Below are 15,099 nucleotides of genomic sequence, written 5' to 3' on the forward strand. Positions count from 1 at the left end.
TTAACCTCGCGCCTCTTTCTTGCCATCGGCATCGACACTGGCGGCCAGAATGGCCAGGACCAGTTGCTGGAAATCCAGACCGGCCGCTTTCGCCGCCATCGGTACCAGGCTGTGATCGGTCATGCCGGGAGCGGTGTTGACTTCCAGGAACCAGAATTTGCCGTCGGCGTCCTGCATCACGTCCGCCCGACCCCAACCACCGATGCCCAGCGCCTCGCAGGCTTGCGCCGTGAGGTCCATGAGTTCTTTTTCCTTGGCGGCATCCAGCCCGCACGGAATCCGATACTGGGTATCGTTGGCGATGTACTTGGCGTCGTAGTCGTAGAACGTGTGTGGCGTACCCAGGGCGATAGGAGGCAACACCTGGTCACGCAGGGTGGCGATGGTGAACTCCGGACCGTGGATCCATTGCTCGACCAACACTTGCGAATCGTAGGTACTGGCCGCTTTCCATGCGTCGATCAACTCGGACGCAGAACTCACTTTGGCCATCCCGATACTTGAACCTTCATGCGCCGGTTTGACGATCAAAGGGAAGCCCAGTTCCGTCGCTGCCGAAATACAATCGGCCTCGCTGCGCAGCACGGCGTGACGCGGCGTCGGAATCCCCAACGTGTGCCAGACCTGCTTGGTGCGCAGTTTGTCCATCGCCAGCGCGGAAGCCAGGATGCCGCTGCCGGTGTACGGAATGCCGGCCACTTCGAGCAGGCCCTGCATGCTGCCGTCTTCACCGCCACGACCGTGGAGGATGATGAACGCGCGGTCGATCTTCTCGCTCAACAAGCGCTGCAGAATGTCGGCACCGACGTCGATCCCGAACGCGTCCACACCGGCGCTTTGCAGCGCAGTGAGCACGGCGTTGCCGGACTTCAGCGAGACTTCACGCTCGGCACTCAAGCCACCGAACAGCACGGCAACCCGGCCGAAGTCTTTCGGGGCAATGGTGGAGAACAGATTGGCGTAGGCAGCAGTCATTTCAACTTCCCCTCGACCGGCGCCGCCACGGCACCGGCGAACAACTCGCTTTTCAACAGTTTCGGTGCGAGGCCGCCGATGTCACCGGCGCCCTGGCACAGCAGAATGTCACCGGCACGCAGCAGCGGCTTGACCAGCGGCGCGAGATCGACACCGCGCTCGATGTAGATCGGGTCTAGCTGACCGCGCTGACGGATGCTGTTGCACAGTTTGCGGCTGTCAGCCCCCGGAATCGGCTCTTCGCCGGCCGGATAGACTTCCATCAGCAGCAGCACGTTGGCGTCGGCCAGTACATTGACGAAGTCGTCGTACAGGTCACGGGTGCGGCTGTAGCGGTGCGGCTGGTAGACCATCACCAGGCGGCGCTCTGGCCAGCCACCGCGCACAGCCTTGATCACGGCCGCGACTTCGGTCGGGTGGTGACCGTAGTCATCGACCAGCATCACGTTGCCGCCGTCCACCGGCAGTTCGCCGTAGACCTGGAAGCGACGACCGACACCCTGGAACCCGGACAGCCCCTGAACGATGGCTTCATCACTGACGCCTTCGTCGGTGGCGATGCAGATGGTCGCCAGGGAATTGAGCACGTTGTGGTTGCCCGGCATGTTCACGGACACATCCAGCGGCTCGCGATCAGGGCGCAGCACGGTGAAGAAGGTCTGCATGCCTTGCTGGCGCACATTGATGGCGCGCACGTCAGCGTCTTCGCTGAAGCCGTAGGTCACGGTCGGACGTTTCACCTGCGGCAGGATTTCACGCACCACCGGGTCGTCCAGACACATCACCGCCAGACCGTAGAACGGCAGGTTGTGCAGGAACTCGACGAAGGTTTTCTTCAGTTTGTTGAAGTCACCGTCGTAGGTCGCCATGTGGTCGGCGTCGATGTTGGTGACCACGGCCACCAGCGGTTGCAGGTGCAGGAAGCTGGCGTCGCTCTCGTCGGCCTCGGCGATCAGGTAGCGGCTGGTGCCGAGCTGGGCATTGGTGCCCGCAGCGTTCAGACGGCCACCGATGACGAACGTCGGGTCCAGGCCACCGGCCGCGAACACCGAAGCGATCAGGCTGGTGGTGGTGGTTTTGCCGTGGGTACCGGCAACGGCGATGCCGTGGCGGTAGCGCATCAGCTCGGCGAGCATCTCGGCACGTGGCACCACCGGAATACGACGCTCAAGGGCGGTCGCGACTTCCGGGTTGGAGGTGTTCACGGCGCTCGATACCACCAGCACATCGGCGGCAGCGGCGTTCTCGGCACGGTGACCGATGAAGATCTGCGCACCGAAGGATTCCAGACGCTCAGTGACCGGCGAAGCCTTGAGGTCGGAGCCGGACACGGCGTAACCCAGGTTCAGCAGCACTTCGGCAATGCCGCACATGCCCACGCCGCCGATCCCGACGAAGTGGATGCGACGGATGCGGCGCATTTCCGGTTGCGGCATGGCTTTCTGATTCTCAACCATGGGCCACCTCCAGACAGGTATCGACCACGCTGCGGGTGGCTTCGGGTTTTGCCAGACGGCGGGCCGCTTGGGCCATTTCTTCGAGTCGTTGCGGTTGCATCAAGACCTCTGTCAGGCGCGCGGCAAGGTCCGCGGCACCAGTCGTTCTTTGCGGCATCAGGAAGGCAGCGCCTTCGCGGGCCAAATAATCGGCGTTGCGGGTCTGGTGATCGTCGATCGCGTGGGGCAAGGGCACCAGCATCGAGGGCAGACCGGCGGCAGCCAGCTCACTGACGGTCAATGCGCCTGCGCGGCACACCACCAGATCGGCCCAGCCATAGGCCTGGGCCATGTCCTTGATGAAGGGCTGCACCTGCGCGTCCACGCCGGCGGCGCGGTAGCGCTCTGCAGTCACTTCATCGTGATTTTTGCCGGCCTGATGAAACACTTCCGGGCGCAAGTCGGCAGCGACTTGTGCCAAGGCTTCAGGCAGCAACTTGTTCAACGGTTCTGCGCCCAGGCTTCCGCCCAGGATCAGCAAACGCGCCTTGCGTCCGGCCAGTGCCGCACGCGGTGTTTCGAGGAACAGCTCGCTGCGCACCGGGTTACCGGTGGTACGGCGGCTGTCCGACAGGGTAAAGGTGTCGGGGAAGGCTTCACACACCCGGGCGGCGAACGGCACCAGCAACCGATTGGCGGTGCCGGCCACGGCGTTCTGCTCATGAACGATCACCGGTACGCCGGCCAGTTTCGCGGCGATGCCACCAGGGCCGGTCACGTAACCACCGAAGCCGACCACACACACCGGACGCAGCCGGCGAATGATCGCCCGCGCCTGCCACACCGACTTCAGCAGCATGAACGGCGCCTTGAGCAGCGACAGCTTGCCCTTGCCGCGCAGACCGCTGGCGTTGATGCGGTGCAATTCGAGGCCGGCGGCCGGCACCAGGTCGTTTTCGATCCCGCGTGGCGTGCCGAGCCAGTGCACGGTATAGCCGCGTGCCTGAAACTCACGGGCGCAGGACAGTGCCGGGAACACGTGGCCACCGGTACCACCGGCCATGATCAATACGTTAGCGCCCATGATTCGGCTCCTCCGCGAAGTCGCTCTCATGGAATTCCATCTCTTCACTGCCCAGGTGGGTCCGACTCTCCCACTCGATCCTCAGCAACAAGCCAAGGCAGGCGCAGCAGATCACCAGGGAACTGCCGCCATAACTGAGGAACGGCAAGGTCAGACCCTTGGTCGGCAGCAGGCCGACGTTCACGCCGATGTTGATCAGGAACTGGCCGATCCACAGGAACGACAGACCGTAGGCAACATAAGCGGCAAAAAACTGTTTGGCTTTCTCGGCCCACAGACCGATGTACATGCCGCGAATACACACGAACACGAACAACGCCACGGTGCACAGCGAACCCACCGCGCCCAGCTCTTCAGCCAGTACCGAGAACACGAAGTCGGTGTGGGCTTCCGGCAGGTAGAACTGCTTCTGCACGCTGTTGCCCAGCCCCACGCCCAGCCACTCGCCGCGACCGAACGCGATCAAGGCCTGGGACAATTGATATCCGGCGCCGAACTGGTCGGCCCACGGGTCGGCGAAGTTGGTCAGACGCGCCATCCGGTACGGTTGCATCTGAATCAGCAACACCACCGCCGCCACCGCCAGCACCACCATCAGCGAGAACCGGAACAACCCGACCCCGCCGAGGAACAGCATCGCCGCCGCTGCGCCCATCATTACGACGGTGGCACCGAAGTCCGGCTCCATCAGCAACAGACCGGCCATCGGCAGCAGCACGATGAATGGCTTGAAGAAGCCCATCCAGCTCTCGCGCACTTCCTTCTGGCGACGCACCAGATAACCGGCGAGGTAAATCACCACGAACACCTTGGCGATCTCGGACGGCTGAACGTTGAAGAAGCTGAAACCGATCCAGCGCATCGAACCGTTCACTTCACGGCCGATCCCCGGGACGATCACCATCACCAACAGACCGAACGCACCAATCAGCATCAGCCAGCCCAGCCGCTGCCAGGTGGCGATCGGAATCATCATGGTGACGATGCACGCGCCCAGTCCCAGCACCACGTAGATCAGGTGACGGGTCATGTAATAAAGAGCACTGCCCGACTGCACCGCACCGACTTCGGTCGATGCCGAAGCGATCATGATCAGGCCGAGGCCGAGCAGCGCCAGGCAACCGGCGAGCATCGGGAAGTCGAGGTCGATCCCGCGCCCGGTGATGATCGGCGACGGATACGGCTTGATGATGTTTCTCAGGCTCATGCCAGTTCCTCCACAGCGCGGACGAACTGGTGACCACGGTCTTCGTAATTCTTGAACATGTCGAAACTGGCGCAGGCCGGCGACAGCAGCACCACGTCACCCGGTTGGGCGGCGGCGCGGCATTGTTCGACCGCATCGACCAGCGAACTGGCGCGGATCAGCGGCACGGCGTCGCCGATGGCCTCGCCGATCTTGTCGGAGTCGCGGCCCATCAGGATCACGGCGCGGCAATGAGCGGCTACCGGGTCACGCAGGTCCTTGAATTCGGCACCCTTGCCGTCGCCACCGGCGATCAGCACGACCTTGCCGTCGATGTCCGCACCCAGGCCTTCGATGGCAGCCAGTGCGGCGCCGACGTTGGTGGCTTTGGAATCGTTGTAGTAACCGACGCCGCCCAGGTCACGCACCCATTGGCAGCGATGCTCGAGGCCGGCGAAGTTGCGCAGGGCCGCAAGCATGGCGTCGAACGGCAGACCGACTGCATGTCCGAGCGCCAGCGCCGCGAGGGCGTTGGACTGGTTGTGGGCGCCGCGAATCTTCAGTTCACGTACCGGCATCAGGTTCTGGAATTCAAAGGCCAGGTATTTCTCGCCATTCTCTTCGCGCAGGCCGAACGCCTTGAAATCGGGTTTGGTGAGACCGAAGGTCCAGCATGGCTGGCCCTCGCCCATCAGCGGACGGGTCAACGCGTCCTGACGGTTGACCACGAACTGCTTGGCGCCACGGAAGATCCGGTGCTTGGCCAGGTGATAGGCCGGCAGACCGCTGTAGCGATCCATGTGGTCTTCGCTGATGTTGAGCACGGTCGCCACTTCGGCGTTGAGCTGGTCGGTGGTTTCCAGCTGGAAGCTCGACAGCTCCATCACGTACAGCTCGACGTCATCGCTGAGCAGGTCCAGCGCCGGCGTACCGAGGTTGCCGCCCACTGCCACACGTTTGCCGGCCGCAGCCGCCATCTCGCCGACCAGGGTGGTGACGGTGCTTTTCGCGTTGGAACCGCTGATGGCCACAATCGGCGCCTTCGCGTTACGCGCGAACAGCTCGATGTCGCCGGACAACTTCACGCCACGGGCCGCGGCGGCTTGCAGGGCCGGGGTCGCCAGCGCCAGACCGGGGCTCACGTAGAGCTCGTCGGCACGGCACAGGAACTCGACGTCCAGCTCGCCACAACGCACTTCCACGTGCGGATAGTCACGCTGGAGCGTGGCCAGTTCCGGTGGATTTTCCCGCGTGTCGGCCACCGCAAACGCCACGCCCCGGTTCGCCAGGAAGCGAACCAGGGACATGCCGCTCTTGCCGAGGCCGACAACGATGCGGAAGTGGTCAGAAGCGATCAGAGACACTCGTTCTACCTCAGCTTCAGGGTGGCAAGGCCGATCAGCACGAGAATCACGGTGATGATCCAGAAACGGACGATCACACGCGGCTCGGGCCAGCCCTTGAGTTCAAAGTGGTGGTGTATCGGAGCCATGCGGAACACACGGCGACCGGTCAGCTTAAAGGAAGCAACCTGAATCACGACTGACAGGGTTTCCATCACGAACACGCCGCCCATGATGAACAGGACGATTTCCTGACGGACGATCACCGCGATGGTGCCCAGGGCTGCGCCCAGCGCCAGTGCGCCGACGTCACCCATGAAGACTTGCGCCGGATAGGTGTTGAACCACAGGAAGCCCAGGCCGGCACCGATCAGCGCGCCGCAGAACACGATCAGTTCGCCTGCGCCCGGTACGTACGGGATCAGCAGGTATTCAGCGAATTTCACGTTACCCGACAGGTAGCAGAAGATGCCCAGGCCGCCGCCGACCATCACTGTCGGCATGATCGCCAGACCGTCGAGACCGTCGGTCAGGTTGACCGCGTTGCTCGAACCGACGATCACGAAGTAAGTCAGCACGATGAAACCGGCGCCCAGCGGAATGCTGTAGTCCTTGAGCATCGGCAGGATCAGGGTGGTTTCCACCGGAGTGGCAGCGGTCATATAAAGGAAGATCGCCGCGCCGAGGCCGAACACCGACTGCCAGAAATACTTCCAGCGACTCGGCAGACCACGGGAGTTCTTCTCGATGACCTTGCGGTAGTCGTCGACCCAGCCGATGGCGCCGAACAGCAGGGTCACCAGCAGAACGGTCCAGACATAACGATTGCTCAGGTCAGCCCACAGCAACGTGCTGACGCCGATCGAAGACAGAATCAGCGCGCCACCCATGGTCGGCGTACCGGATTTGGACAGGTGCGATTGCGGGCCGTCGTTACGAACGGACTGACCGATCTGACGGTTCTGCAGGGTGCGGATCATCCACGGGCCATAGCACAGCGACAGGACCAGCGCGGTCAGCACACCGAGGATCCCGCGCAGGGTCAGGTACTGGAAGACCGCGAAGCCTTTGTAGAACTGTTGCAGATACTCCGCTAGCAGCAGCAGCATTAATGTTTCTCCAGACTGGACCCGCACAGGGCCGCAACGATGTTTTCCATCGCTGCGCTGCGCGAACCCTTGATCAAAATGGTGGTGTTTTTGTCCTGCTCGGCGCCGAGGGCCTGGATCAGTTCGGCCTGTGTGCCGAAGTGATGCGCCTCGTTGCCGAATGCGTTCACGGCGTGGACCATGTTCGGCCCGACGGCGTAAAGCGCGGAAACCTTGCCCCGGGCGTATTCGCCCACGTCGCGGTGCCCCTGCTCCGCCCAGTCGCCCAACTCGCCGATATCCCCGAGCACCAGAACGGTGCGGCCGGAAAAGCCGGCGAGTATATCAACGGCCGCACACATGGAGGTGGGGTTCGCGTTGTAAGTGTCATCGATCACGCGCATGCCGTTTTTCGCCAGTTGCGCGACGGTGCGACCCTTGACCGGTTGTACCGCGCCAAGCCCGGTGGCGATGCCGAACAGCGACACGCCCAGGGCGTGAGCGGCAGCGGCAGCGGCCAGGGCATTGGCGACGTTATGGGTGCCGAGCAGGTTCAGTTGAACCCGTTCCACACCTTCAGGACTGTGCAGGTTGAACGCCGGGCAGCCACGGGCGTCAGTGGCCAGATCGCTGGCGTGGAAATCTGCCTGGGTGTTGCTCAGGGCAAAGGTCAGCACCTTGCGACCGGCAGCGCGGGTCTTCCAGATACCGAACGCCTTGTCATCGAGGTTCAGCACGGCGACGCCATCGGCCGCCAGCCCTTCGATGATTTCGCCTTTGGCTTCGACGATTTTCTCCGGCCCGCCGAACTCACCGACGTGAGCGGTGCCGGCGTTGTTGAGGATCGCTACGTGCGGTTTGGTCAGCCCGACGGTGTAGGCGATTTCACCCAGACGCGAAGCACCCAGTTCGATCACTGCCGCGCTGTGTTCCGGGGCAAGTTCGAGCAGGGTCAGCGGCACGCCGAGGTCGTTGTTCAGGTTGCCACGGGTCGCGTGCACCGAGCCGCGCGTGCGCAGGATGCTCGCGAGCATTTCCTTGACCGTGGTCTTGCCGCTGGAGCCGGTGACAGCTGCAACCGGTTTGGTAAATGCGGCACGGTTCAGCGCGCCCAACTGGCCGAGGGCCTGACGGGTGTCCTTGACCAGCAATTGCGGCAGCGTGCTGTCGGCGACTTCGCGCTCGACCAGCGCCGCGACCGCGCCTTTTGCAGCGACGTCGTTCAAATAGTCATGACCGTCGAAACGCGGGCCGGTCAGCGCAATAAACAGTTGGCCAGCCTTGATGGCGCGGCTGTCGATGCTCACGCCGTCAAAACTGGCGTCTGCACTGATCAGACGTGCGTCGAGTGCATTGGTCAGCTCGCTGAGTTTCAGGGCCTTAAGCATGGGCCACCTCCCACGCGGTCAGGGCGTGATCCGCCTCGACCAGATCAGAGAATGCGTGGCGCTCGCCGTTGATTTCCTGATAGTCCTCGTGACCTTTGCCGGCCAGGACCACCACGTCATCCGCCGAGGCGCTGGCGATCAATTGCGCGATGGCCTGGCCACGGCCGGCCACGAACGTCACGTTATCCACAGCCGCAAAACCGGCGCGGATGTCATCGAAAATCACCGCCGGATCTTCGGTGCGCGGATTGTCATCGGTGACCAGCACGCGGTCGGCCAGACGCTCGACCACTTCGGCCATCAACGGACGTTTGCCGCGATCGCGATCACCGCCGCAACCGAACAGGCACAGCAACTGGCCTTTGACGTGTGGACGCAGTGCGGTCAGAACTTTTTCCAGCGCATCCGGCGTGTGGGCGTAATCGACCACCACCAGCGGCTGAGTACCACCGCCGAGACGCTGCATGCGTCCGGCCGGGCCTTCGAGTTTCGGCAGCACCTTGAGGATTTCGTCGAGGGCGTAGTCCAGACCGAGCAAGGCGCCGACCGCAGCCAGTACGTTGCTCAGGTTGAAACGGCCCAGCAATGTGCTGCGCAGATGATGCTCGCCTTGCGGCGTGACCAGCGTGGCGCGCACGCCATGGTCGTCGAACTGCGCTTCGCGGACATACAGATAGGCACTGCTGTCGAGCAAGCTATATGTAATCAAACGCGAATCACGCTTTTCAGCGGCCAGTTGCCGGCCGAAATCGTCGTCCAGATTGACCACGCGGCACTTCAGGTCATTCCAAGCAAACAGCTTGGCCTTCGCTTCGGCGTAGGCCTCCATGGTGCCGTGGTAATCGAGGTGATCGCGGGACAGGTTGGTCATCACCGCCACGTCAAACGCCAGTGCAGTGACCCGGCCCTGATCCAGACCATGGGACGAGACTTCCATGGCCACGGCTTTGGCGCCGGCCTTTTTCAGGTCGCCCAGGGTCGCTTGCATGGCGATCGGGTTCGGCGTGGTGTGCAGGCCGCTTTGCAGCGAGCCGTAGAAACCGGAGCCGAGGGTGCCGACGATGCCGCAGTGCTGACCCAGCAGGTCCAGCGCCTGGGCAACCAGCTGAGTCACGCTGGTCTTTCCGTTGGTGCCGGTCACGCCCACCAGATTCAGGTGATGACTCGGCTCACCGTAAAAACGGCCGGCGATATCCGACAGCTGCGCGGCCAGGCCTTTGACCGGAATCAACGGCACGTCAGTGATCGGCAGCACGGTGGCGCCTTCCACTTCGTAAGCCACGGCGGCAGCGCCACGAGTGAGCGCGTCAGCAATATGCGCACGACCGTCGAACTTGCCGCCCGGCACCGCGAGGAACAGGTCGCCCGCGCGCACGTTGCGGCTGTCGAGTGCCAGTTCACGGATCAACAGATCGTGGCCGGCGTGGGGGAAAATCTTGTTCAGACTAAGAGACATCAGCCGCGCCCTCCATTGGCTTTCAGCGGAACGGCCGGGGTGGCGTTGGCCTGTTGTGTTGTCGGCAGGTTGTCCGGGGTCACGTTCATCAGACGCAGGGTGCCGGACATCACACGGCTGAACACCGGCGCCGAAACCAGACCACCGAAGTAACCGGCCTTGCTCGGTTCATCGATCACCACGACGATGGCGTAACGCGGATCGCTCATCGGGCCGAAACCGGCGAACAGCGAGCGGTACGAGTTTTCGGCGTAACCCTTGGTGCCCACCGACGTCTTGCGCGCAGTACCCGACTTGCCCGCCACGTGATACGCCGGCACCTGCGCACGGAACACACCGCGCGGGGCCTCGATCACCTGTTGCAGCATGCCTTGCATGGTTTTCGCGACGGCTTCCGGCAGCACCTGAGTGGTCTGTGGCGCCTTGTCGGTTTTGATCAGGGTCAGCGGCGCGAGGCGACCGTTGTTGGCCAGCGCCGAGAACGCGTGCACCAGCTGAATCGCGGTCACCGAAATACCGTAGCCGTAGGACAGCGTTGCGGTTTCGGCTTTACGCCACTCGCGGTAATTCGGCAGGTTACCGACACGTTCGCCCGGGAAGCCGAGGCCGGTGTCCTGACCGAGGCCGACTTTCTGCGCGAGACGGAAAATGGTTTCGCCGCCGATATCGAACGCGACCTTACTCATGCCGACGTTACTGGAATTGATCAGAATGCCGGTCAGGTCGAGTACCGGACCTTCGGTCTTCGATACGTCCTTGATCGTGTATTTGCCGATCTGCAGGGAGCCCGGATACACCTCGACGGTGTCGCTCGGTTTCCAGCGGCCGGTTTCGATCGCGGCGCTCATCGAGATCGCTTTCATGGTCGAACCCGGTTCGAACACGTCGATCATCGCGCGGTTACGCATCATCGCCGGTTGCAGGTTGCGACGGTTGTTCGGGTTGTAGGTCGGCTGGTTGACCATGGCGAGGATCTCGCCGGTTTTCACGTCCATGATCACCAGGCTGCCAGCCTTGGCGCCGTTCTCGATGATCGCGTTACGCAGCTCGCGGTTGGCCAGGTATTGCAGACGCAGGTCAATGGACAACGCCAAGGGCTTGCCGGCCTTGGCGTTTTTGGTGACCTGGACATCCTTGATCAGCCGTCCGCGCCGATCCTTGATGACTTGCCGCTTGCCGGGCACGCCGGCCAGCCATTCATCGTAGGCCAGTTCGACGCCTTCACGACCGTGGTCATCGATGTCGGTGAACCCGACCATGTGCGCGGTGACTTCACCGGCCGGGTAGAACCGGCGGAATTCTTCGATGCCGTAGACGCCCGGTACTTTCAGGTCGAGCACGGCCTGGCCCTGCTCGGGGGTCAGCCCGCGCACCAGATAAATGAATTCTTTGTTGGCCTGGGCTTCGAGGCGTTCGGCCAGGGCTTTCGGATCCTGCCCCAGCGCCGCTGCCAGTGCCGGCCACTTCTCTTTGGCCGTCTGCATTTCCTTGGCGTTGGCCCACAGTGTGGTCACCGGGGTACTCACGGCCAGAGGCTCGCCGTTGCGGTCGGTGATCAGGCCACGGTGTGCCGGAATCGGGATATGACGAACGCTGCGCGCATCGCCCTGCCCCTTGAGGAAGTCACGGTCGACCACTTGCAGGTCAATGATGCGCCAGCAGATCGCGGCCACCATCACGCCGAGCAGACCTACCAACAGACGGAAGCGCCACGGGAAGAGAGCCCCTTCGAGTTTCATCATGGCGCCACCATCTTCACGTCAGCCGCGCCAGGGATGTGCATCTTCAGTTGTTCGGTGGCCAGCACTTCGATCCGGCTGTGGGCGGTCCAGGTGCTTTGCTCCAGGATCAGGCGCCCCCACTCGGCCTGCGCCTTGTCGCGCACGCTCAGTTCGTTGTACAGGGTATTGAGCAACTGCCGATTCCAGTGGGCGCTGTAAGACACGCCGATGGCCGACACGAGCACGCCGATGAACAGCAGCAGCATGAAAAAGCTGCCGCCGGGCAGTGGCTTGGCGAAAAGCTTGCTCACCGCAGCTTCTCCGCGACGCGCATGACGGCGCTACGGGAACGTGGGTTGGCTTTGAGTTCGGCGTCGGAGGCCGTCTGCGCTTTGCCATGGACTTTGATTTTCGGTTCGAACGCAACGTGGCGAACCGGCAGGTTGCGCGGCAGGTTGTCGGCTTCGCCTTTCACCAGCTTGCGCATGAACAGTTTGACGATGCGGTCTTCCAGCGAGTGGAAGCTGATCACGACCAGACGGCCGCCGATTTCCAGCGATTCCAAAGCGGCTTCAAGGCCCGCTTCCAGATCGCCCAGTTCGTTGTTGACGTGAATGCGCAGACCCTGGAATGCACGGGTTGCCGGGTTCTTGCCCTTTTCCCATGCAGGGTTGGCGACTTTCAGCACTTCGGCCAGATCGGCGGTACGCTCGAACGGCGTGATGTCACGACGTTCGGCCACGGCGCGAGCCATGCGACCGGAGAAACGTTCTTCGCCATATTCCTTGAACACCCGGGCGATTTCTTCCACAGGCGCGGTGTTGACGAACTCGGCTGCGCTGATGCCACGGGACGGATCCATGCGCATGTCCAGCGGGCCGTCATTGAGGAAGCTGAAGCCGCGTTCGGCATCATCGAGCTGCGGCGAAGACACGCCCAGATCGAGCAGAATACCGCTGACCTTGCCGTCCAGACCACGCTCGGCAACCACCGAACCGAGCTCGGCAAAGCTGCGCTGCACAACGACAAAGCGGCCGTCTTCGGCCGCTAGCGTTTGCCCGGTGGCAATCGCTTGAGGATCCTTGTCGAATCCGATGAGCCGGCCATCGGGACCGAGCTTGCTGAGGATCAACCGGCTGTGCCCGCCGCGCCCGAACGTGCCGTCCAGATAGCAGCCATCAGGACGTACGGCGAGAGCCTCGACGGCTTCGTCAAGCAGTACGGTGATGTGGTTAAAGCCGCTATCAATAGTCACAGGATCAAATCACGCAGTTCGTCAGGCATGGCGCCCGGTTGTTGTATGGCAGCCAGGTCAGCGGCAGAAACCGCGTTCCAGGCATCTTCGTCCCACAATTGGAACTTGTTCAGTTGGCCGACCAGCATCGCGCGCTTGTCCAGCTTTGCGTATTCGCGCAGACGCGGCGGAACCAGAAAACGACCACTGCCGTCGAGCTCGAGGTCAACGGCATTACCAATCAATAAGCGCTGCAGACGACGGTTCTCTTCGCGGAGCGAAGGAAGCGCGCGCAACTTGGTTTCAATAATTTCCCACTCATCGAGCGGGTAGACACACAAACACGGATCAACGGCATCGATGGTCACGATCAACTGGCCGGAACTACGCGAAACGAGCTCGTCACGGTACCGGCTCGGCATGGCGAGACGGCCCTTTGCGTCGAGACTGATAGCGTTAGCTCCGCGAAACACGTCTGCGTTTCTCCAATTTTTATCGTTTTGAGCTCAAAAAACCCACTTCATGCCACTTTCCGCCACTTGCGCACACTATAGGAATGCGCCCACCACACCGTCAAGGCGCGGATTAAAGGAAAACCCTTACAGAACGGAGATTTAGGAGCATAAAAGGAGGCGCAACGAGAATCTGGCGGATGCTTTTATCCAATAACTTGATGCAGCACTGAAAGCTGCGCTCGAAAGTTAAAGTAATTTGTTAAGAGTAAGATTTTTTCGGTATTACAAAAGCGCTTCTGCTGTTGATTGAAGCAAGGTGGGAAATGGCTATTACTGCGGTTGCCGCTGCCGGATTTCCAGAGCAGGCCTGCTGATAATAAACAGCCCTGTCGCCTTTAATTCAAGCAGGGAAAAGAAAAAGGTGGAGAGTCGATCTGTAAGCCGGGTTCTGTCTTGAACAGTCATTCGTCTACGATGGCCATCACTGGACATCTTTAGCAACCTACCCGGTCCCAGCGCGGGCCACGCCTTGGGACCCTATTTGGTCTTGCTCCAAGTGGGGTTTACCTAGCCACGAACTGTTGCCAGACGTGCGGTGCGCTCTTACCGCACCTTTTCACCCTTACCGGCGCCGAAGCGCTTAGGCGGTTATTTTCTGTGGCACTTTCCGTAGGCTCACGCCTCCCAGGCATTACCTGGCACTTCGCCCTATGGAGCCCGGACTTTCCTCCCCCCCCTAATTTTCATAGAGGGCAGCGACTGTCCGATCGACTCTCCGCCGCGCAGGTTAACGGCAGAGCGCCCGAAGAACAAGCGCTAATAGCCCGCAAACCGGTCTGCGCGACGGGTTACGCGTCTTTTTGCTGATCCAGCGCGACCTGATACAGCACGTTTTTGCGCTCACCGGTGATTTGCGCCGCCAGAGCCGCAGCACGCTTGAGCGGCATCTCTTCGAGCAACAGATTGAGGATGCGCATGGCCTCGCTGCTGACGGCATCTTCGGATTCCGGCGCAGTCCAGCCAGCCACCACAACAACGCATTCGCCACGCTGTTGATTGCTGTCCGCCTCGACGAATGCGCGCAACTCGGCCAGCGGCAGGCCCTTGAGCGTTTCAAAGGTTTTGGTGATTTCGCGGGCGAGCAATGCCGGGCGATCAGCGCCAAACACGGCTTCCATATCCTGCAGACACTCGAGAATACGATGCGGCGCCTCGTAGAAAATCAGCGTGCGCGGCTCTTCCTTGATCGCCTCAAGACGCGCCTTGCGCCCCACCGCCTTGGCCGGCAGAAAGCCTTCAAAGATGAAACGATCAGACGGCAGACCGGCAGCCGACAGTGCCGCAATCAACGCGCAGGCACCCGGTACCGGCACCACATTGATCCCGGCGGCACGAGCCTGACGCACCAGGTGATAACCCGGATCGGAAATCAGCGGCGTACCGGCATCGGAAATCAGCGCCACGTTATCGCCAGCCAACAGACGGGTGATGAAGCGACTGCCTTCGTCACGCTCATTGTGTTCGTGACAGGCCGCCAGCGGTGTAGTGATGCCGAAGTGCTGCATCAGACGCTGGGAATGGCGCGTGTCTTCGGCGGCAATCAGCGCCACTTCGCGCAGGATTTTCAACGCCCGGGCGCTGATGTCATCCAGGTTGCCGATGGGCGTCGCCACCACATAAAGCGAGCCCATAGCGGAATTCAAAGCACCTGGAGCAGTCAAAGCGCACACCTC

The 15,099-nt window shown here is 62.0% G+C and carries 13 protein-coding genes and 1 other RNA gene; all 14 read right to left on the bottom strand.

Annotated features, from left to right (window positions below; genetic code table 11):
• The 14 genes from AC3WRD_RS21765 to rsmI all read right to left on the bottom strand — a co-directional run bounded on the left by AC3WRD_RS21765 (nucleotide 1) and on the right by rsmI (nucleotide 15,057).
• Nucleotides 1-975: a D-alanine--D-alanine ligase gene (locus AC3WRD_RS21765; RefSeq protein WP_096822828.1), complete on the bottom strand. Its 975-nt coding sequence runs from the start codon at nucleotides 973-975 to the stop codon at nucleotides 1-3.
• Nucleotides 972-2,432 carry a UDP-N-acetylmuramate--L-alanine ligase gene (gene murC, locus AC3WRD_RS21770; RefSeq protein WP_085733672.1) on the bottom strand — a complete coding sequence of 487 codons (1,461 nt, stop codon included), beginning with the start codon at nucleotides 2,430-2,432 and terminating at the stop codon, nucleotides 972-974. The genes AC3WRD_RS21765 and murC overlap by 4 nt, the downstream gene beginning before the upstream one ends.
• Nucleotides 2,425-3,495, bottom strand: coding sequence for an undecaprenyldiphospho-muramoylpentapeptide beta-N-acetylglucosaminyltransferase (gene murG, locus AC3WRD_RS21775; protein WP_096822829.1), 1,071 nt, complete (start codon nucleotides 3,493-3,495; stop codon nucleotides 2,425-2,427). The genes murC and murG overlap by 8 nt, the downstream gene beginning before the upstream one ends.
• On the bottom strand, nucleotides 3,485-4,702 hold the full coding sequence (gene ftsW, locus AC3WRD_RS21780; RefSeq protein ID WP_096822830.1) for a putative lipid II flippase FtsW: 1,218 nt from the start codon (nucleotides 4,700-4,702) through the stop codon (nucleotides 3,485-3,487). The genes murG and ftsW overlap by 11 nt, the downstream gene beginning before the upstream one ends.
• Nucleotides 4,699-6,045 carry a UDP-N-acetylmuramoyl-L-alanine--D-glutamate ligase gene (murD, locus tag AC3WRD_RS21785; protein WP_102621247.1) on the bottom strand — a complete coding sequence of 449 codons (1,347 nt, stop codon included), beginning with the start codon at nucleotides 6,043-6,045 and terminating at the stop codon, nucleotides 4,699-4,701. Before murD ends, ftsW begins: the two co-directional genes overlap by 4 nt.
• A gap of 5 nt (nucleotides 6,046-6,050) precedes the next feature.
• Nucleotides 6,051-7,133, bottom strand: a complete 1,083-nt coding sequence (gene mraY / locus AC3WRD_RS21790; protein ID WP_096822832.1) for a phospho-N-acetylmuramoyl-pentapeptide-transferase — start codon at nucleotides 7,131-7,133, stop codon at nucleotides 6,051-6,053.
• Nucleotides 7,133-8,500: a UDP-N-acetylmuramoyl-tripeptide--D-alanyl-D-alanine ligase gene (locus AC3WRD_RS21795; protein ID WP_102621246.1), complete on the bottom strand. Its 1,368-nt coding sequence runs from the start codon at nucleotides 8,498-8,500 to the stop codon at nucleotides 7,133-7,135. The genes mraY and AC3WRD_RS21795 overlap by 1 nt, the downstream gene beginning before the upstream one ends.
• Nucleotides 8,493-9,956 carry a UDP-N-acetylmuramoyl-L-alanyl-D-glutamate--2,6-diaminopimelate ligase gene (locus tag AC3WRD_RS21800; protein ID WP_102621245.1) on the bottom strand — a complete coding sequence of 488 codons (1,464 nt, stop codon included), beginning with the start codon at nucleotides 9,954-9,956 and terminating at the stop codon, nucleotides 8,493-8,495. The genes AC3WRD_RS21795 and AC3WRD_RS21800 overlap by 8 nt, the downstream gene beginning before the upstream one ends.
• Nucleotides 9,956-11,695 (bottom strand): peptidoglycan D,D-transpeptidase FtsI family protein, encoded by a 1,740-nt coding sequence (locus tag AC3WRD_RS21805; RefSeq protein WP_173861365.1) that lies wholly within the window; start codon nucleotides 11,693-11,695, stop codon nucleotides 9,956-9,958. Before AC3WRD_RS21805 ends, AC3WRD_RS21800 begins: the two co-directional genes overlap by 1 nt.
• Complete coding sequence (gene ftsL / locus AC3WRD_RS21810) at nucleotides 11,695-11,988, bottom strand: cell division protein FtsL (protein WP_007956777.1); 294 nt, start codon at nucleotides 11,986-11,988, stop codon at nucleotides 11,695-11,697. Before ftsL ends, AC3WRD_RS21805 begins: the two co-directional genes overlap by 1 nt.
• Nucleotides 11,985-12,932 (bottom strand): 16S rRNA (cytosine(1402)-N(4))-methyltransferase RsmH, encoded by a 948-nt coding sequence (gene rsmH / locus AC3WRD_RS21815; RefSeq protein ID WP_371858318.1) that lies wholly within the window; start codon nucleotides 12,930-12,932, stop codon nucleotides 11,985-11,987. Before rsmH ends, ftsL begins: the two co-directional genes overlap by 4 nt.
• Nucleotides 12,929-13,384, bottom strand: a complete 456-nt coding sequence (mraZ, locus tag AC3WRD_RS21820; protein ID WP_003205355.1) for a division/cell wall cluster transcriptional repressor MraZ — start codon at nucleotides 13,382-13,384, stop codon at nucleotides 12,929-12,931. The genes rsmH and mraZ overlap by 4 nt, the downstream gene beginning before the upstream one ends.
• Before the next feature lie 403 nt (nucleotides 13,385-13,787).
• An RNA gene (gene rnpB, locus AC3WRD_RS21825) (RNase P RNA component class A) lies at nucleotides 13,788-14,141 on the bottom strand.
• Between the two features lie 73 nt (nucleotides 14,142-14,214).
• On the bottom strand, nucleotides 14,215-15,057 hold the full coding sequence (gene rsmI / locus AC3WRD_RS21830) for a 16S rRNA (cytidine(1402)-2'-O)-methyltransferase (protein ID WP_173861362.1): 843 nt from the start codon (nucleotides 15,055-15,057) through the stop codon (nucleotides 14,215-14,217).
• Nucleotides 15,058-15,099: the final 42 nt, after the last annotated feature.

This window comes from Pseudomonas sp. FW215-R2 (genome assembly GCF_058789255.1).